This is a genomic window from Micromonospora sp. NBC_00330 (genome assembly GCF_036136635.1).
GTDB classification, from domain to species: domain Bacteria; phylum Actinomycetota; class Actinomycetes; order Mycobacteriales; family Micromonosporaceae; genus Micromonospora; species Micromonospora salmantinae.
Window position 1 is genome coordinate 4,007,123 of record NZ_CP108012.1, and the last position, 17,447, is coordinate 4,024,569.

At 69.6% G+C, this 17,447-nt stretch carries 21 protein-coding genes, 1 tRNA gene and 1 pseudogene; 12 read left to right on the forward strand and 11 right to left on the reverse strand.

The window, feature by feature from the left end:
• Positions 1-93: 93 nt before the first annotated feature.
• The gene (locus OG598_RS17940) at positions 94-1,863 is read left to right on the forward strand and encodes a DUF1996 domain-containing protein (RefSeq protein WP_328650255.1); all 1,770 of its coding nucleotides are present in this window, start codon (positions 94-96) and stop codon (positions 1,861-1,863) included.
• A gap of 203 nt (positions 1,864-2,066) precedes the next feature.
• Complete coding sequence (locus OG598_RS17945; protein ID WP_328650256.1) at positions 2,067-2,894, forward strand: SAM-dependent methyltransferase; 828 nt, start codon at positions 2,067-2,069, stop codon at positions 2,892-2,894.
• Between the two features lie 80 nt (positions 2,895-2,974).
• Here OG598_RS17945 and OG598_RS17950 read toward each other — a convergent pair whose 3' ends face one another.
• Together OG598_RS17950 and OG598_RS17955 are read right to left on the reverse strand one after the other, a co-directional pair.
• The gene (locus tag OG598_RS17950; RefSeq protein WP_328650257.1) at positions 2,975-3,382 is read right to left on the reverse strand and encodes a nitroreductase family deazaflavin-dependent oxidoreductase; all 408 of its coding nucleotides are present in this window, start codon (positions 3,380-3,382) and stop codon (positions 2,975-2,977) included.
• A 138-nt stretch (positions 3,383-3,520) separates the two neighbouring features.
• Positions 3,521-3,814 carry a hypothetical protein gene (locus OG598_RS17955; protein WP_328650258.1) on the reverse strand — a complete coding sequence of 98 codons (294 nt, stop codon included), beginning with the start codon at positions 3,812-3,814 and terminating at the stop codon, positions 3,521-3,523.
• Positions 3,815-3,943: 129 nt separating this feature from the next.
• On the opposite strand from OG598_RS17955, the gene OG598_RS17960 reads away from it, so the two are divergent.
• Complete coding sequence (locus OG598_RS17960; RefSeq protein ID WP_328650259.1) at positions 3,944-4,372, forward strand: DUF4279 domain-containing protein; 429 nt, start codon at positions 3,944-3,946, stop codon at positions 4,370-4,372.
• 84 nt (positions 4,373-4,456) lie between these two features.
• Here the strand turns inward: OG598_RS17960 and OG598_RS17965 are convergent, their stop codons facing one another.
• From OG598_RS17965 to OG598_RS17975, 3 genes are all read right to left on the reverse strand, one after another.
• Positions 4,457-4,744 (reverse strand): hypothetical protein, encoded by a 288-nt coding sequence (locus OG598_RS17965; protein WP_328655361.1) that lies wholly within the window; start codon positions 4,742-4,744, stop codon positions 4,457-4,459.
• A 386-nt stretch (positions 4,745-5,130) separates the two neighbouring features.
• Positions 5,131-6,342 carry a transcriptional regulator gene (locus OG598_RS17970; RefSeq protein WP_328650260.1) on the reverse strand — a complete coding sequence of 404 codons (1,212 nt, stop codon included), beginning with the start codon at positions 6,340-6,342 and terminating at the stop codon, positions 5,131-5,133.
• Between the two features lie 947 nt (positions 6,343-7,289).
• Positions 7,290-7,421, reverse strand: a complete 132-nt coding sequence (locus OG598_RS17975; RefSeq protein WP_328650261.1) for a hypothetical protein — start codon at positions 7,419-7,421, stop codon at positions 7,290-7,292.
• Between the two features lie 560 nt (positions 7,422-7,981).
• Between OG598_RS17975 and OG598_RS17980 the strand changes: the two genes are divergently transcribed.
• From OG598_RS17980 to OG598_RS18005, 6 genes and pseudogenes are all read left to right on the forward strand, one after another.
• On the forward strand, positions 7,982-8,374 hold the full coding sequence (locus OG598_RS17980) for a YbaB/EbfC family nucleoid-associated protein (RefSeq protein WP_328650262.1): 393 nt from the start codon (positions 7,982-7,984) through the stop codon (positions 8,372-8,374).
• Positions 8,374-8,688 (forward strand): type VII secretion target, encoded by a 315-nt coding sequence (locus OG598_RS17985; RefSeq protein ID WP_091400878.1) that lies wholly within the window; start codon positions 8,374-8,376, stop codon positions 8,686-8,688. Before OG598_RS17980 ends, OG598_RS17985 begins: the two co-directional genes overlap by 1 nt.
• A 19-nt stretch (positions 8,689-8,707) precedes the next feature.
• Entirely contained in the window at positions 8,708-9,433 is a 726-nt protein-coding gene (locus OG598_RS17990) for a WXG100 family type VII secretion target (protein ID WP_030488528.1), read from the forward strand.
• Positions 9,434-9,443: 10 nt separating this feature from the next.
• Positions 9,444-10,070, forward strand: coding sequence for a hypothetical protein (locus OG598_RS17995; protein ID WP_328650263.1), 627 nt, complete (start codon positions 9,444-9,446; stop codon positions 10,068-10,070).
• 22 nt (positions 10,071-10,092) lie between these two features.
• Positions 10,093-10,350, forward strand: coding sequence for a hypothetical protein (locus tag OG598_RS18000; protein WP_328650264.1), 258 nt, complete (start codon positions 10,093-10,095; stop codon positions 10,348-10,350).
• A gap of 285 nt (positions 10,351-10,635) precedes the next feature.
• Positions 10,636-10,788, forward strand: a pseudogene (locus tag OG598_RS18005) (site-specific integrase); the annotation flags it as partial.
• Between the two features lie 88 nt (positions 10,789-10,876).
• Here OG598_RS18005 and OG598_RS18010 read toward each other — a convergent pair.
• Positions 10,877-10,948, reverse strand: a tRNA-Val gene (locus OG598_RS18010).
• A 50-nt stretch (positions 10,949-10,998) separates the two neighbouring features.
• Complete coding sequence (locus tag OG598_RS18015) at positions 10,999-11,649, reverse strand: PGPGW domain-containing protein (protein WP_442931512.1); 651 nt, start codon at positions 11,647-11,649, stop codon at positions 10,999-11,001.
• A 294-nt stretch (positions 11,650-11,943) separates the two neighbouring features.
• Between OG598_RS18015 and OG598_RS18020 the strand changes: the two genes are divergently transcribed.
• Positions 11,944-12,375, forward strand: coding sequence for an SsgA family sporulation/cell division regulator (locus OG598_RS18020; RefSeq protein WP_007457244.1), 432 nt, complete (start codon positions 11,944-11,946; stop codon positions 12,373-12,375).
• 115 nt (positions 12,376-12,490) lie between these two features.
• On the opposite strand, the gene OG598_RS18025 is transcribed toward OG598_RS18020, so the two are convergent.
• A complete protein-coding gene (locus OG598_RS18025; protein ID WP_091402122.1) occupies positions 12,491-13,267 on the reverse strand; it encodes a glucose 1-dehydrogenase in 777 nt (258 codons plus the stop codon).
• A 203-nt stretch (positions 13,268-13,470) separates the two neighbouring features.
• Between OG598_RS18025 and OG598_RS18030 the strand changes: the two genes are divergently transcribed.
• Positions 13,471-14,463 carry a helix-turn-helix transcriptional regulator gene (locus OG598_RS18030; RefSeq protein ID WP_328650266.1) on the forward strand — a complete coding sequence of 331 codons (993 nt, stop codon included), beginning with the start codon at positions 13,471-13,473 and terminating at the stop codon, positions 14,461-14,463.
• Positions 14,464-14,470: 7 nt separating this feature from the next.
• A complete protein-coding gene (locus tag OG598_RS18035; RefSeq protein WP_030333674.1) occupies positions 14,471-14,926 on the forward strand; it encodes an RrF2 family transcriptional regulator in 456 nt (151 codons plus the stop codon).
• Positions 14,927-14,938: 12 nt separating this feature from the next.
• Here OG598_RS18035 and OG598_RS18040 read toward each other — a convergent pair whose 3' ends face one another.
• The 3 genes from OG598_RS18040 to OG598_RS18050 are packed head-to-tail and all read right to left on the reverse strand — an operon-like array spanning position 14,939 to position 17,438.
• Positions 14,939-15,550, reverse strand: a complete 612-nt coding sequence (locus tag OG598_RS18040) for a malonic semialdehyde reductase (protein ID WP_328650267.1) — start codon at positions 15,548-15,550, stop codon at positions 14,939-14,941.
• Positions 15,547-16,107, reverse strand: a complete 561-nt coding sequence (locus tag OG598_RS18045) for a flavin reductase family protein (RefSeq protein ID WP_328650268.1) — start codon at positions 16,105-16,107, stop codon at positions 15,547-15,549. The genes OG598_RS18040 and OG598_RS18045 overlap by 4 nt, the downstream gene beginning before the upstream one ends.
• Positions 16,104-17,438: an LLM class flavin-dependent oxidoreductase gene (locus OG598_RS18050; protein WP_328650269.1), complete on the reverse strand. Its 1,335-nt coding sequence runs from the start codon at positions 17,436-17,438 to the stop codon at positions 16,104-16,106. Before OG598_RS18050 ends, OG598_RS18045 begins: the two co-directional genes overlap by 4 nt.
• Positions 17,439-17,447 lie beyond the last annotated feature (9 nt).

Consider the following 17,447-nt stretch of genomic DNA (forward strand, 5'->3'; position numbering starts at 1 on the left):
GCCCGGTGACCGCTGACCGTTGACCGCCCGCCGGCCCGTACCGAGGGGAGACAGCACATCACCGGAGCCGTTTCCGGCTTTGAGGAGATTCCGATGACCCGCAGAAAGAACGGGACCGCACTGGTCCAGACCCGGCCGGCCCGGCTCGCCATGGCCGCGCTCGTGCTGGCGGCCACCGGCGCGCTCACCGCCACCTTCGTCTCCGGTGGCGGCAAGGGCACCGCGGATGCCGCCACCAGTCTGGACCAGTTCGTGTCGATCGAGAACGTGCCGCCGAACGTGCAGAACCCGAGGCCGGCCGCCGGTGCGTCGACCGGCCGGTTCACCGTCGACTGCGGCACGAACGGCAACGGCAAGTTCAGCCCGGACAATCCGGTGGCCCAGCCCGGCATCCGCAACGGCGCCGAACACGTCCACGACTTCGTCGGCAACCTGGCCATCACCGCGAACTCCTCCGACGCCGATCTGGACGCCTCCGCCACCACCTGCCGCAACGGTGACAAGTCGTCCTACTTCTGGCCGGTGGTACGCATCGACAAGACCGTCCGCGGCGGCAAGCAGGTCCAGCAGGTCCAGCAGGCCCTCGCCCAGACCCAGCCGATGGTCGTCTGTCCCTCGGTCGGCAAACGGCTGCGGGCAGTCCCCACCGGGGCCCTCGGCACCGTCGACCGTCTGTTGGCAGAGCTGGATCGCCAGCAGGCCGCCGCGAACCAGCGGATGACCGCCAGCCGGGGCCGCATCGACGCGGCCTTCAACCGGGAGGTCATCGACTCGCTGCGAGCCCGCCGCGCCGCGATGATCAAGCAGATCAGCACCACGATCACCGCCGCCGGCGGCAACCAGCCTGGCCTGGTCTCGCTCGTCGACTGTGACGTCAGCTACGACGACATGCACGCCCGGATGCCGGGCAGCGCCCACCGGTCGAGCGTCGAGGCGGCCCAGGCCGCGAATCCGCGAATCCAGTGCCCGGCCCTGCGGGACCGGTTGCCCGGCGTACCCGATCGGGCGCTTGCCGAGGTGAACCGCAACCTCGACGACCTCGACCGGCAGATCTCCGAGGCCAACGAACGCCTTGTCACCAGCCGTGGCCAGGGCGGGCCGGCCTTCGTCGACAACGCCATCCTCGGACCGCTGCGCGCCAAGCGGGTCGCCGTGCTCGACCGGATCGCCACCGCGATCGGGCGGCAGGCCCCTCGCCCGCAGGGCCTCGAAGCGCTCGCCGGCTGCACGCTGGACCAGGCCTCGACCACCCCGGCGACACCAAGCAGCGCACCCACCACCGCCGCCGCGCTCCCCGACCCGCAGGGGCCCAACCTTGAGCTGCCCGGCAACACCGGCGGCATCGTCCGCCCGGCGCAGGTGCTGATCGAGTACCGCGGCAACCCCGTCAGCAAGGTCGTGCCGATGCCGAAGTTCCTCCGGGCCCTCACCGGAGACGCCAAGCCCACCAGCCGTGGCCCGGCCAACGCCCGTGCCACCTGGACCTGCTCGGGCTTCACCGACCGGCTCTCCGACAAGTACCCGATCTGCCCCGCCGGCAGCCAGGTGCAGCGCGTCCACGACTTCCCCGGCTGCTGGGACGGCAGGAACGTCGACAGCGACAACCACCGCAACCACGTCGCGTTCGCCGACAAGGCCACCGGCGCCTGCCCACAGGGCTTCCGGGCGATCCCGCAACTGCGGATCACAGTGGCCTACGACATCGCCCGCGACGTGCAGGTCAAGGGCCAGTACGCCCTCGACTCCTTCCCCGAGGAGAACCACAACCCCTTCTCCGACCACAACGACTTCGTCAACGTCAACTCCGCCCAGACGATGCAACGCATCGCCACCTGCATCAACAAGGGCAAGAACTGCTCCTGACGCCGGGGCCGCGTCGCTCGGGCGGGACGGGTCGCGGCCGGCTGCCGGCCGCGACCCCGGTGTGTCGTCAATACCGGGGGGACGATTCACTGGGAGCGATACCAGTGGGGCAAAATTCAACCCTCCCGATCGTTACACTCGCCGGAACGCCGGCACCGCCGCAGACCTCGACCTGCGCCAATCCCCATCGAATGGAGACGCCTGTGACCCGCGACAAGGCGGCACCCCCCGGTATCGACCCCAACATTCCCAGCGTGGCCCGGGTCTATGACTTCTTCCTCGGCGGCAAGGACAACTTCGAGGCCGACCGGAAGGTCGCCGAGCACGCCCTGCGGATCACACCCGACGGGCCGGCAGCCGGCCAAGCCAACCGGGCCTTCCTGCGTCGGGTGATTCGCTTCCTCGTCAGCGAGGCCGGCATCGACCAGTTCCTCGACATCGGATCGGGGCTGCCCACCCAGGGCAACGTGCACGAGGTCGCCACCGAGCAGAACCCGAAGGCTCAGGTTGTCTATGTGGACAATGACCCGATAGTTCTGTCGCACGGGCGGGCCCTGCTCGCCGCGGAGGGCACCGCGACGGTGATCCAGGCGGACATCCGTGAGCCAGAAGCGATCCTCAACCACCCGGACGTACGCCGGTTCCTCGACTTCGACCGGCCGATCGGGTTGCTGCTCTTCGCGATCCTGCACCACCTCGGCGACGACGAGGACCCGAAGGCGGTGGCGGCCGCGTTGATCGACGCGCTGCCCTCCGGCAGCTACGTGGCGATCTCGCACTTCCGCGACCCGGGCGAGCGAGACCCGGAGGGCTCCCGCAAGGCCCGCGAGGTCGAGCGGGTCTTCAACGAGTCGCTGGGCACCGGCCGCTGGCGTACCGACGAGGAGATCCTCTCGTTCGCCGATGGGCTGACGGTGCTGGAGCCGGGGCTGGTGCCGCTGGCCGAGTGGCGTCCAGAGCCGGACGCACCGGCCACGGTGCAGACCGACACCTATCACACCTTCGTCGGGCTCCTCGCCCGCAAACCGTAGGCGGCGTCTTGCGTTGAGGTCCGTCGGCGGGCGCGCGCCCGCCGACGGATCCACGCATCAATCAGTTGTGCCGTCGCTGCCTACGGCGCAGGTTCCAGTACGACGACCGGGATCTCGCGGGTGGTCTTCCGCTCGTAGTCGGCGAAGCCTGGATACGCGGCCTTCTGCGCGCTCCAGATCCGTTCCCGCTCGTCCCCGGCGGCAACTCTGGCGACCAGCTCGACCTTGTCCGTACCGATCTCCGCTTGGGCCTTCGGGTCAGCGAGCAGGTTGTAGTACCAGTCGGGATTGCTGGGCGCACCGCCCTTGGAGGCGAACACGGCATAGCCGCCGTCCACCTTCTGATACATCATCGGGCTCACGCGAGGCTGGCCGCTCTTGGCGCCGACCGTGTGCAACAGCAGCAGCGGGGCGCCAGCGAACTGACCGCCGACCTGGCCACCGTTCTCGCGAAACTCCGCGATGATCTTGTCGTTGAAGTCGCTCATGCTTCTCCCCGCGTCCGCGCACCGGTTCTGTCATCACGATTCTGACAGTCCCCGGCGCCTACTGCTTGCTTGCGCGGGCCGCAGTCGCCGAGTGCGCCGACGTAGAGTCTCGGACGTGGGCGAGGGTCGCTTCGAGCGCTAGGACCGATGTTCCTGGATCAAGCGCATGAAGATGCGCACCGCGAGCACCACGATCACGACCATCGCTGGAATGGCCAGAAGAGTCCACGGTCTATCGAGCAGGTTGGCGGTCCCGAGCAGGGCGACCGCGAGACCCTCCCATAGCAACTCTCGTCCACTGAGAAGCTCTCTGCGAGGCGGCCGCTGGCCGTGCCGTCTTTCTGCCCGCAAGCGCCGAACTGCTTGCAGCGTGAGCACCACGCCAAGTGCGAGGCAGACCGGGCCCGCTAGAAAGTCCAGCGCGTTCGGCACGATTCCTCCTAGATGCTTTCTCGGCTCCCAGGGGAAGCGCCGAGCGACGAACCATCTCGCCATCACGGCGAATGTGCATCGCGAGGGTGAAGCTGGTTTGTTGCGCTGGTGCGCTGCCATGATCGGGCCATGCGGGTACATCAGTACGTGTACTTCTCGTTGCGTTCGGATCATCTCCCTGCACGCGAGATGGCGACGCGGTTAGGCACGGAGCCAGACGAGATTAGCGTCAAGGGGAGCAAGAGGGAGAACCCTCCGGTGCCGGCCGTCCACTCGTGGAGGGTTGTGTGTCGTGACAGCGGCTTGACGGTCGATGAGCAGATTGACCGCCTCATCGACCGCCTTGAGCCTATCGCTGATCGGATCGCGGCCCTCGTGAGAGTGATCGACGAGTCGGAGGAGGAGGGCTTCACCTCGACACTCCAGGTGGTGCGCTACTTCAATGACGAAGATGGCGACCAGCATCAACGACTCGGCTGGCACCTCGATCGCCGAGCCCTGAAGTTCCTTCACCACACCGGGGTCGATCTGGACGTGGACGAATACGGAGATGACTGAAGCGTTGCTAGCGCGCTCCCGTGTGAACTCTCGGCAAGCCGGTCCGACGAGGCTTGATGCGAGGTCAGGCCGTCTGTCGACGGGTTACCGGTTCGGTTCGACCGGCACGGTTGCTGTACTTGGCTGCTGCACTGCCGGCTTCGATAGCTCGGTTTCCCTGGTCCATCCGAGGAACCGCCGGTGCAGCACCCCTGCCGATGTCCAAGGCATGTCCTCGGTTGCCTGGACGAGGTAGGACCCCAGATAGAGAGCCAGCGACACCGGAGCATCCGCATACTCCGCCCGCAGCTCGCGCTTCCTGGTCTGGCAGGGCCAGGGCAGGCCACAGCCACCGCAGCTCCAGATCGGCATGACCGGGCCGTGGACGCTCACCGCACACCCGCCAGGAAGCGAGCGGTGATCGCCCGTGCCTGCCCGCCGCTCATTGCTCACCTTCCTGTGGCCAGTGGCCACGGCTGATCGGAATTCGGTGCCGAGCACGGCACGGCAGGTCGGCTCCGCAGCGGCAGACATGCCGCCAAAGTCGCCACGACCACACCGGCCGATGCCTGCGGGCGAGAGTCAGCGCGGTGGCCGAGAGGTACTCGTCATACGAGACGCGCCGCACGGACCCTCCCTCGTTCGAGCAGAGGACGGCTTCCTGCCCTCGACGTTGAGGGACGCGGCGACCAGGCGATACCCGCACCGCCCGCCGTATCCCGTGAGCAAGAAGCTACGGTGGGTCGCGGAGCGGAATGGGTAAGGTTTCTACCCCTGGATCAAGAGAGAAGCCCGACCTTGATCGCGAGGTCACGGGCGTCCTCACGAGTGGAACGTGGGCCGTCGAGCAGATCCAAGGTGATCTGACGGGCGTACCCGTTGAAGCGGATCGTCTCCGGGGCCGACTCGTACGCCTGCCGGAGGGTCATCACGGCAGCTTCCTTGTCGTCCTTGCCGTAGTGCGCCCGCGCGACCTCGATGAGATGGCGTGCCCGGCGCGGCCTCGACGGGATCGCTGCGGAATCATGACGGCGTGCCTGTCGCACCGCCTCACCGGACTTCTGCAACTCCACTGCCACGGTCACCGCGTGGGCGCCCATGATGATCCGCGAGAACGACGTCTGCGGCTGATAGAAGCCCTGCGGCAGGCGCTGCGCCACCTGGTCCGCGCGATCCCAGTACCGCCAGGCCCGGCCTTCCTCACCAGCACGGGCAGCGGTGTAGGCAGCCTCGAAGTTCAGCGCGCCCCAGAGCGCCACCAGGTTCGTAGTCCCGTCGGCCGTGCGCGGCTCCAGCGCCGACAGGAGGTCCAGGGTCATCGCCATCGCGGTGTCCCAGTCACCGGCATCCCGATGCACCTGGCACAGGAACCATCCCGCGCACGCCACCGCCTCCGGGTCGCCGGACTCCTGCGCTGCCACCATCGCTCGGTCCGCGACCCGCCACAACAACTCGGCAGCGGGTTGGTAGGCAAGGAACATCTGCGTCAGCCCGAACGTCTCCGCCAACAGTGCCTGAGCCTGCCGACGCTCATCACTCTCGTACGCCAACGCGGCGCGCTGCACGTCCCGCAGCAGCCCCGGCAGCAACCCACCCAACACCGTACGGTGATCCGACGCCTGATGGCGTGCCCGCCATGCCACCGCGAGCCGCTCCCTCAGGCTCGTCAACGACTCCGGGGATGCCTCGTCGGAGATTGCGAAGCGGTTCACGGCGTCCCGAACCGACGCCAGCGCCGGATGCTCCGGCCCGTTGACCACGGCAGACCGGGCGCTCAACTCCCCGACCAGGGCAGACACTTCGACCTTGAGGGCACGCGCGATGCGATCCAGCATGTGAATGCGCGGCGGCAGGATGCGATCGGTCTCCACTGCCTTGACCCACTCGGCGCTGCGCCCCACCAACCCCCCGAGCACCGCACGGGTCTTCCCGGACCGCTCCCGGTAGACCTTCAACCGCTGCCCGAAAGTCAACTCCGGCAAGGAATCCATCCCGGACCTCCTCGTAGCGCGGGACGCTCCGTCGGCACCCAGGCCGCCGTGCCAACGCTACCGGCCTGCCTACCGCCTTAGAACCCCCACACGCCGTGCGCTGCCTTCCACGCGCCGACACCAGTCCCTGGACTTCTCGCTTGCAACTTCCGGGCACCTCGTCCGACGGATTCCGTCCGCGTCCGTCGCTTCGGATGGATCAGGATTTCGGACGGAATGCGGAACCGCCATCACGCTGACGTCCACAGACGTCCATGACGGCTTGCATCGGTTGTCCCCAGTTGGTCGTTCATGCAGCTCATGAGACCCGATCTCGCACCAGTCGGGAGGCAGGGCTTCGGCAAAGCCCGGCCACTAGACTCCGCGCATGCAGCATTGCCGACTTCCCTCCGCCAAACGCACAGCGATCGGGGCGTTACTGCTGGTCTTGGCCGTAGCCGGCTGCAACTCCAAGGCGGAATCGTCCTCCGATGCCACGTGGTCGAGCCCTGACACCGTCGCTACCGCGACCGCCTCCCGCGCTGCTTCCCTTCCAAGTCCCCGTAACGCCGAACCTTCCGCATCTTCCGCCCCCACTGCGGACGAGTCACGGAAGGCCGAAGCGGCACAGGAGCCGAAAGCGGCACAGAGGACGGGGACGCCGAGCGGGGGCGGCACCAAGTACACGGCGTGTGCCGACGGCGACTGCAAAGTGTCCTTCTCCGGATCGGTCACATTTCCACTCGGCAGATGGACGGTGTCGTCCTCCATGGAGAATGGTGGTGTCAGGGTGCGACTGACCGACGCCAATGGCAGGGGCGGCGGTGGCGGCTTCATGGCAGCCCCCGGGTGCACTGTGGCGATACGCGCCGACGGCGGCGGGCGAGTCGGATGCGACCAACCCGGAGCCGAGCCCAAACCGGGAGGGTGGGTCGTACACCTGCTGGAACTGGACGGGAACACCGCGGTCATCCGAGCGATCCTGGGCTGACCGTGAGGATCGCTGTCGCAGCCTGATTGTGCTGGGCTGTGGTCTGGTGGCCGTCCAGCAGCACGCCGCACACGCGGCGAAGGTCGTGGACCTTCAGCACATCCGTCACGTTCACCATGCTCGCCCTGGCTGGGGGCGAGTCACTGAGCTGCTAGAGCAGCCCCCCAGCATCCGGGACAGTCCGCTGGCGTCCGTCCCGATCGTCACAGGGCTGTGCTTGGGAGACTGCGAGCGGACCGGCGGGGATTCGAACCCTCGATGGGGCGTGGCACACCAGCGGACCCACACCCGACGGTTCGCGCAACGACTCGACCGGCCACACTGAACGCACAGGCCACCGCCACGAAGATGGCGTGTGGTGTGCTCACGCGCGATTGCGGCCAGTCTGGGAGCGCACGGCGCGGGTGACACGCAGGAAAGCTGCGCTTGCGGACCTCCGGGAGGCGCTGACCGGGCTCATCACACCTGACCGCCCAGGTGGTGGGCGCTCCCTGGGCCGAACACCGCCGCCAGGTCGAGCAGGCCCGAAGAAGGCGATCATCAGCACCCACGTCGCTGAGATCCAGATTGACCAGATCACGCCGCATTCGCTCGGCAATCCTGGTGTGGCGGGCCGCGGCTACACTGACGCCTCCGAATCCGCTGCTCGGCAACCGAAACGGAGGCGCGATGGGTAATCCGCTGTTGGACGCCGAGGATGCGCGGGAACGCCTTGAGGCATGGCAGGCCAATGCCTCGCGCCGGGCCGCCGACACGCAGGCCGCCGCTGCCGGCTTGCGCGCGCTGCGGGTCACGGCCAGCGACGCCCACGGGATCGTCGAGGTCACCGTCGACTCCACGGGGGCGATGGCCGACGTCCGGCTCTCCGCGCGTGTGCAGCGCGTGAGTCTGGAGCAGACGCAGCAGGCGATCATGGGCGCCTATCGCAACGCGCGGGTGAAGCTCGCCGAGGCCGCCGCCGAGGTCGTGCGGGAGACGGTCGGCGCCGACTCGGCGACCGGCCGGGCCCTGCTGGCCGGATTCCGGACCGGCGACACCGAGGACGAAGAGGGGCGTTACTGATGCACGGGGGATTCGAGGTCGACGTCGAGGCCCTGCGCGCGCACGCCACGGCCATGTTGGCCATTCACGACCGCTTCGCCGCCGTCAAGGCCGCGAGCGGCACCATCTTCCAGGCCGACGAGGCGTACGGGCAGCTCTGCCAGTTCTTACCGCCCATCCTGGAGGGACGCCACCGGGACCAGGACAAGGGCGTGGGGATGCTCGCCGAGAACATCGCGTTGCTCGCCGCGGGAATCAAAAAGACAGCCGACGCCTACGAGCGGACCGAGGAGTCGACCACCGACGGCTTCAACTCCTTCCACTCCGCGACCTGAGCCGGCCCGGCGTCCTCTCATGAGCAACCCACTGGTCGCCACGACCTCCGACATCCCTTCGACCAGCGCCGCGCACCGCGACGGCTGGACCGGCCTGCCGCTTGCCGACGACTACATGGGCATCAAGGACGCCATCGACTCCGGCAGCTGGATCGACGGCTCAATCGCGGGCTTGGGCGCCGCTCTCGACGGGGCGGCCATCGCCATCGACCCGTTCAGCACGCTCCTGTCGATGGGCATCGAGTGGGCCATCGAGCAGGTCGAGCCACTGAAGCAGGCACTCGACTGGCTCGCCGGTGATCCCGAGACCATCGAGACGCACGCCATGACCTGGGACAACATGGCAAGTGAGTTGTTCTCCATCGCCGAGGACCTCAAGGCGCGGCTGGTCGGCGACCTCGACGGATGGCAGGGCGCCGCCGCCGACGCCTACCGCGACATCCTCACCATCAACATCGACGTCGCCGGGATCTTCGCGGGCACGGCCGCCGGCATGGGTGCCGCGACCCGTGGCGCGGGAACCGTGGTGCAGATAGTGCGGGAGGTCGTGCGCGCCTTCATCGCCGACTGCATCGCCAAGGTCGTGGTGTGGCTGGCCGAGGTGGTCTTCTCTCTCGGCTTCGCCACACCACTTGTCGCCTCCCAGCTCGCGGTCGCCGTCGTCCGCTGGACCGGCCGCATCTTCGGCTGGCTGATGGGCCTGATCGCCAGCCTCTCCGCCCTTCGCGCACTCCTCGACGTCTAGGCGGCCCTCGATGCGACAACTCATGGCGGCTCTGCGGACGACCGCCGTCCTGGTGGTCCTGCTCGCTGTGGCGGGTCTCCACAAGCGGCCCCCAGGCCCCACCCCACCGCACGGCGGTGACGGCGATGGCCCCAAGCGTCCCAAGTTCAACCCCGCAATGATGCCCAAGCGCGTGGGACCAGCCCAGCAGCACGGCATCAAGCGCGCCGAGGAGGGCCGCCCGAAGGACGCCGACCCATCCGAGCCCGAGGCGCCCAAGAGGACCAACCCCTGGGACGACCCCGAGTTCGCCGACGCCAGGTACGACATGGACCGCTTCGGTCAGATGGGCGACGGGGCGATGGACAAGATCTGGGACGGCGACGGCAAGGGCAATGGCGACCACAAGCCCTCCTCCACCGAGCCCGGCAAGACGCTCTTCCCGCCCGGCACCACCAAGGAGCAGGTCGAGGGCTGGTTCAAGAGCATCGCCGCCAACCCCGACAGCCGCCCTCAGGCGCGTCCCGGCGGCGACGGCTGGGTCGTCATCGGCACTCGCGACGGCATCACCTGCAAAGTTACCCTGGACAAGGACGGCAGCATCTCCGGCGGCCACCCCACCAGCGGCGAGGGCGTCCGCACCAACCCGCTGCCCTAACCACCGCACCCACAGGAGACCCATGGAAGTCACCGATTACATCCGGCGCACCCTCCGGATCATCGACCAGCTCGCACCCAAGATCAGCCCGAAGTACCTGCCGATCGTCCGGGACGCCGCCGGCGCCGGGGCCTGGGACCTGGCGATCACGACGCTCGTCGGCGCCGTGTGGGAGGAGGGCGTTGTGATCACCAGGGCGGAGAAGGACGCGCTGCGGGAGCTCATGGAGTACCTCCAGGAGCCTCTGACGCGCCTGGAGCAGATCCGGACCTCGGACTGACGGCGGAAGCGTAGATCGGGTCCCTCGAACCCCTGCACCGTGTCGACCAGCAGAAGGTTCGGGCCTGTTCGATGTTGTCGAAGCGGTCGGGGAAGCCGGGCCGGTTGCGGGACCACTGTCGACGCCGCCGAAAAGCTAGGGCGGCGCTGGCTTGGAATCGACGTGACGCCTCATCGACGCCTGCTGGCACCTCGGCAGGCCCATGACCACCGACACCGCCAGCGGCGCCACGACGGCCGACCACCGTCAAGGCAGCCTTGACGGCCAACCGAACGCCTACGCCGGACTGCGCCCGCTGACCTCGACGTCCACCCCAGAGTCGCCATGCAGGTGCTGAGGCACGCCCGCTTCTCCGTGACGATGGAGATCTATACCCAGGTATCCAACAAGGCGACCAGAGACGCCCTCAAACGCCTTGGCGATTCACTAGGCCACTGACGCTGTTGCTGTACTTAGCTGCTGTACGACAGCAGAAAGGCCACCTCCCGAATTCGGGAAGCGGCCTCTGACCTGTGCGAACTGAGAGTGGGCGATGCTGGTATCGAACCAGCGACCTCTTCGGTGTGAACGAAGCGCTCTCCCACTGAGCTAATCGCCCTCAGCGCCACTGACTCTACCCGATCGTGGAACCGGACCGGAAATCCGGGGTCAGTGGGTCGCGAGGTAGTGCATCGCCTCGGCCACCACGTCGATGCCGAGGCTGTACTTGAGGGACAGCCAGACCACCGTGGCCACGAAGGCCAGGCCGACGGACCCGAGCACGATTCGCACCAGCAGCGACTGTTTCGTTACCCAGCGTGTCCATCCGTGGACGTGGCGGCGGGTGAAGCCGAGCAGCCGGCGCGCCCAGTGGTACTCGACGGCCCAGATGCCCAGGCCGGCGATCACCAGCAGCCAGCCCGGCCCGGGGAGCGGGATGAGGGCGATGCCGATGGTCACCACCAGTGCCCCGGCGATCGCGATGAAGATCTTGAGTGCGATCCGGCCGGTGGGGTTGGCGCGGATGAGGTCGAGGGTCAGCGAGATTCGCTCACGCCAGCGGGGTCGACGCGGCCGCTCCTGCACGGCGATTCCGCCACCACGGCCAGCGTCGGCGTCGCCACCGCCACCAACACCGGTGCCGCCGCCACGACCAACGGCGCCGCCGCCACCACGGCTGCCGCCATCACCGCCGGGACGACCGGCGTCGGACGCCGGCCGACCGGCCCGTTCGGGCTGCTCCATCGGCACTCCGTACCCCCGCTTTTCGGCTGCTCGGACCGCGCCGTTCGGCGGGCCGGGTGCCGCCGCCGGATCCACTGAGGATTGCTTCGTCACCATTTCACCCCCCAGTGTCGCTCGGGCCCGTCACTGCAACGGCCGACTGGACGTTACCGGAGTAAGTCGACGACTGAGCCACCCGATACCGGGCGGGATCACGCACTGGGCAGAACCGGAAATCCTACATGAATGCTCACATTCACGCGGCCTTTCCGTCCCCCTTCCCACCACTGGGTGAAGTCAGCGTATGGCGGAGCGTAGCCAGGAGTAGCACCTGAGTATGGGAAAAGCGGGACACGCGCGTTCCGCAGCGGTGCCGGGGGGAGAACGTCCATGAGTGTCATCCGACCGACGACCGTAGAGGTCGAGACGTCGCTAAGGCTCGTCGCACCTGACGCCACCGCCTTGCCGGTGCGTGCCAGTCTGCGTTACGACCCTGCTGACCCGTATGCGGTCCATGTCCTGTTCCATGCCGAATCGGCAGGGGGCGAGGCGGTGAGTTGGTCGTTCGCTCGCGAACTTCTGGTCACCGGCCTGGACGAGCCGGCCGGCATCGGGGACGTTCGGGTCTGGCCCTGGGCCACACCGCGCGGCGACTTCGTCGCGCTGGCCCTCTCGTCACCGGACGGCAACGCCCTCTTCGAGGTGCCGCGCAGCGTCCTGGTGCGTTTCCTTCGACGGACCTACGTCGTCGTCCCGCGCGGCCGTGAGGCCGAGCACCTGGACGTCGACACGGCGGTGAACCGGCTGCTCGCCGGTCGCTGACCGCCCGAACCTGCAACACCGGCCACACCGGGGCCGCGCGGATCTGCCGAGTCCGCGCGGCCCCGGCACACACCCAGGGATGTACGCGGACAGTCCGCCCCGGGTCGGCCGGTGCTCAGCCGTGCGTGGTGATGCCGCCGTCGACGGGAATGACAGCGCCGGTGAGGTACGCGCCGGCGCGCGACGAGAGGTAGATGGCGGTGCCGGCCATGTCCTCGGGGCGCCCGATGCGGCCCAGCGGCACCTGCTGCTCGATGGCGGCGCGGCTCGCCGGGTCGTCGAGCGCGAACGCCATCATCTTGCTCTCGAACGGGCCGGGCGCGATCGCGTTGACGGTGATCTGCTCACCGGCGAGTTGGTGGGCGAGGCTGCGGGTGAGCATGTGCACGGCCGCCTTGGTGGCCGAGTACGCGTACACCTCCATCATCGGCACCCGGATGCCGTCGATCGACCCGATGTTGATCACGCGGGCCGGGTCGTCGGCGCTGGCGGCGGCGCGCAGCGCCGGCAGCAGCGCTGTGGTGAGCCGGAAGACGGCCTTGACGTTCACCGCCCAGAGCTTGTCGAACGCGGCCTCGGGGTAGTCCTCCAGCGGTGCGCCCCAGGTCGCGCCGGCGTTGTTGACCAGCACGTCGAGGCGGCCGAAGCGCTCGCGCACGGCAGCGGCCAACGTCTCGGCGCCGGCGTCGTCGCCGAGGTCGGCGGGGATGGCCTCGCAGCGGCCCTCGGCGGACAGGGTGGTGGCGACCGCCTCGCAGACGTCCGCCTTGCGCGACGAGATGATCACGTGCGCGCCGGCCCGGACGAAGCCCTGGGCGATCATCAGCCCGATCCCCCGCGAGCCGCCGGTGACCAGAACCGTCTTACCTTCGACCGAGAACAGCTGCGTCATGCCCATCCCATCGCGAGTCGGCGGGTGCCGTCGGCCGGTCGGGTGACCGGCGGATACCGGGTCGACCGCGGACCGACGGCGCTACCGCCGGGTAACGTAGCCCGGCCGCCGGGACCGGGACAAGCCCGCAGCTTGCCGCGGATTCCCGCTGCGAACGTCGATCGGGATGCGGTGACCTGCGGTTCGGGCTACCGTCGCAGGCGATGGTCTCCACCGATTCCTCCCCCGCGCCATCGATCGGAACGGCGTCTCCCGTCACCGACGAGATAACCACGTTCGCGCTGGCCGATCTTGCCGGTGCCCCGGGCTGGCGTCGGCCGGTGATCGTCGAGCGGGAGCTGTTGATTCTCACCACGCGTGGGCACGGCGACGCGGAACTCGACTTTCATCTGCTGCCGTGCCGGCCCGGCACGCTGCTGCGGGTCCGCCCCGGCCAGGTGCTGCGCTGCGCCGGCAACCAGTTCGACGCCACAGTGGTCGCCTGGGATGCGGAGGCGCTGCGCGGCTTCGACGTCGACCTGACCACGACAGCGACCTGGCGGCAGTTGGCCGGTGAGGACGAGGACGCGGTGATCAGCGAGGTGAGCCAGTTGGCGGTGGACTGTCGGCGCCACCCCGACGGCCCCACCGCCCGGGCGCTGCTCCGGCATCAACTGGCGGTGCTGCTGCTGCGGCTTGCCGTGGCCCACGACGACCGGTCGCCGTCCCGACCCGAGGACGAGACGTTCCACCGTTTCCGCCGCGAGGTGGAACACGGCTACCCGCACACCCGGCGGGTGGAGGACTATGCGGCCGAGCTCGGCTGCTCGGTGCGGACCCTGACCCGGGCCTGCCTGGCCGTCACCGGTCGCAGCGCCAAACAGGTCATCGACGAGCGGGTCGCGTTGCAGGCCGGCCGGTTACTGGCCGCGACGGATCAGCCGATCGCCCAGATCGGCCGACGGCTCGGCTTCTCCGAACCCACGAACTTCGGCCGCTTCTTCACCCGCGAGGTCGGGGTCAGCCCGGGCGCGTTCCGGGCCGCCCGGGACCAACCGGTGGCCGGCCGGGTGGTCCGACCCCGACCGCCGGCCGAGTCGACGGGCGTCAACGGCGGTTGGTTCCGCCCCGGCACCCCGGGCGAACCCGCCAACGGTGGGCACGCCACGAGACCCGGGCCGCCCGCCGGAGGGCCAGGCGGCACCGGGCGGGCATGATGGCACTGTGCAGATCTCCGCGCGCGGCGACTACGCGGTACGGGCGGCGTTGAGCCTCGCCACCGCGTACCCCTCGCTGCTGTCCACCCAGGCCATCGCCGCGGAGCAGGACATGCCCCGCAAGTTCCTGGAGGCGGTCCTGGCGGATCTGCGCCGGGCCGGCATCGTCCGCGCGCAGCGCGGCGCCGAGGGCGGCTACACCCTCGCGCGCCCACCACGCGAGGTGACAGTCGGCGCGGTGCTGCGCGCCGTCGAAGGCCCACTGGCCGGGGTACGCGGGCTGCGCCCCGAGGAGACCCGGTACGAAGGCTCGGCGGAGAACCTGCCCGGCCTGTGGGTGGCCGTGCGTGCCGCCGTGCGGCGGGTCGTCGACGAGGTGAGCCTCGCCGAGATCGTCAGCGGTCGACTGCCCGCGCACGTCCGCAAGCTCACCGCGCTGCCCGACGCGTGGGAGCCGCGCTGACCTCGGGTCGGCTCACAGCGTCCGCACCACCTCCTCGGTGCTGAGCCGGGGCAGCCGCCGCTCCCAGGCGTCCGGGCCCGGGTGACCCAGGTTGAGTAGCAGCAGCGCCTCGTGCCGGCCGTCGGGGAAGAACTCCCGGGTCACCCCTGCCGCGTCGAACCCGGCCATCGGACCGGCTGCCAACCCGGCGGCGCGTACACCCACCAGCAGGTAACCGATCTGGAGGGTCGCGCTGAACCGGGCCTGCTCGACGCGGGACGGACTGTCGCTCAGCCAGTCGCGGGCCTGCGGCCGGTGCGGGTACAACTCGGGCAGCCGCTCGTGGAAGTCCACGTCGGCGGCGAGCACCGCCACCAGTGGCGCACTGGCCGTCTTCGCCCTGTTGCTCGACGAGACGTACGGCAGCAGCCGCGCCCGCGCCGCCGCCGAACGGAGCAGCAGCACCCGCAGCGGCTGACCGTTGTACGCGGTCGGCCCGTACCGGATCAGGTCGTGGATGGCCGCGACCTGGGCGTCGGTGACCGGCTCGTCGGTGAACGTGTTGGCCGTGCGGGCCGCCCGGAACAGCAGGTCCTGGGCGGCCCGGTCCAACGCGAGCAGATCGGCCGTGGTGACCGCGCTCACGGCGAGACGGCCGTGGTGTAGCCGCCCCGGTGGTGGACCAGCGGCGCGCCGTCGCCACCGTCGCCGAGCGCCAGCGGCTCGGCGATCACCAGCGTGTGGTCGCCGGCGGGGACCCGGTGCACCACCCGGCAGAGCAGCCGGGCCAGCACCCCGTCGAGCAGCGGCACCCCGAACGGTCCCGACGTCCAGTCCGGGTACGCGGCGAACCGGTCGATGCCGCTGGTCGCGAAGACAGTGGCGGCCTCCCGCTGCCCGGCGCCCAGCAGGTGCACGGCGACGTGCTCGGCGCGGGCGAGCACCGGCCAACTCGACGACGCCACCCCGAGGCAGAACGAGACCAGCGGTGGGTCCAGCGACACCGACGTGAAGGAGGTCGCTGTGAAGCCCGCCCGGATGGGCGCGCCGATCCCACCCAGGCAGGCGGGGTCGGTGGCGCGGGCGACAGCGGTGACCACCGTGACGCTGCTGGCCTGGCGCCGCAGCAGAGCGCGGAACAGGTCCGCGTTGACCGGTCGCAGCTCGGCGATGTCCGTCGAGGGGCGCTCCACGGTGGTCATGCCGGCACCAGGGCCGACGCGGCGTACGCGCTGGCCGGTCGGGGCAGGCCGTAGTGCTCGCGCAGCGTCCGACCGGTGTACTCGGTGCGGAACAGCCCACGGGAGCGCAACACCGGCACCACGTGGTCGACGAAGTCGGCGAGCCCGCCGGGCAGGTGCGGCGGCATGATGTTGAACCCGTCGGCGGCGCCCTGGGTGAACCACAGCTCGATCTGGTCGGCGATCTGCTCCGGCGTACCGGCGACGACCCGGTGACCCCGGCCGCCGCCGAGTCGGCCGATGAGCTGGCGGATGGTGAGCTGCTCCCGGCGGGCCAGCTCGGTGACGAGTTGGTAGCGGCTCTGGTGGGCCTGCACGGTGCCGGCGGCCGGCAGCTCCGGCAGCGGCCCGTCCAGCGGCAGGCCGGTCAGGTCGATGCCGAGCATCCCGGAGAGCTGGGCCACTGCGTAGTCGGGGACGATCAGCTCCTCCAGCTCGGCGGCGAGCGCCAGCGCCTCGGCCTCGGTGCCGCCGATCACCGGCGCGATGCCGGGCAGGACCTTCACCAGGTCCGGGTCGCGGCCGGCGGCGGTGACCTGCCGGCGCAGCTCGGCGTAGAAGCTCTGCCCGTCGGCGAGGGTCTGCTGCGCGGTGAAGACCGCCTCGGCGTAGCGGGCGGCGAAGGCGATCCCGTCCGGCGACGAGCCGGCCTGCACCAGCAGCGGTCGGCCCTGCGGCCCCCGGGGGATGTTCAGCGGGCCACGGACCTGGAACTCCGGCCCGCGGTGCGCCACCTCGTGCACCCGGTCGGTGTCGGCGAACACCCCGGCCGTCGTGTCGAACACCAGCGCGTCGTCCTCCCAGCTGTCCCAGAGCTTGATCGCCACGTCGACGAATTCGGCGGCCCGCCGGTACCGGTCGGCGTGTTCGGGGTGGCTGTCCCGGTTGAAGTTGACCGCCTCCCGCTCCTGGGCGGAGGTGACGATGTTCCAACCGGCCCGACCGCCGCTGAGGTGGTCCAGGGAGGCGAACTTGCGGGCGACGTGGAACGGCTCGTTGTAGGTGGTGGAGACCGTCGCGATGAGACCGATGTGTTCGGTCACCGCGGCGAGCGACGCGAGCAGGGTCAGCGGCTCGAAGACGGCCTGGATGTTGTGCCGGGGGTTCGGCCCGACCGAGAGACCGTCGGCGAGGAAGAGCGAGTCGAGGGTGCCGCGCTCGGCGATCCGGGCCAGCTCCTGGAAGTGCCGGACGTCGGTGACCCGACGCGGGTCGGTGCGGGGGTGCCGCCAGGCGGCCTCGTGGTGGCCGACGCCCATCAGGAACGCGTTGAGGTGCAGGGTACGGGTCATTGGAGTCCG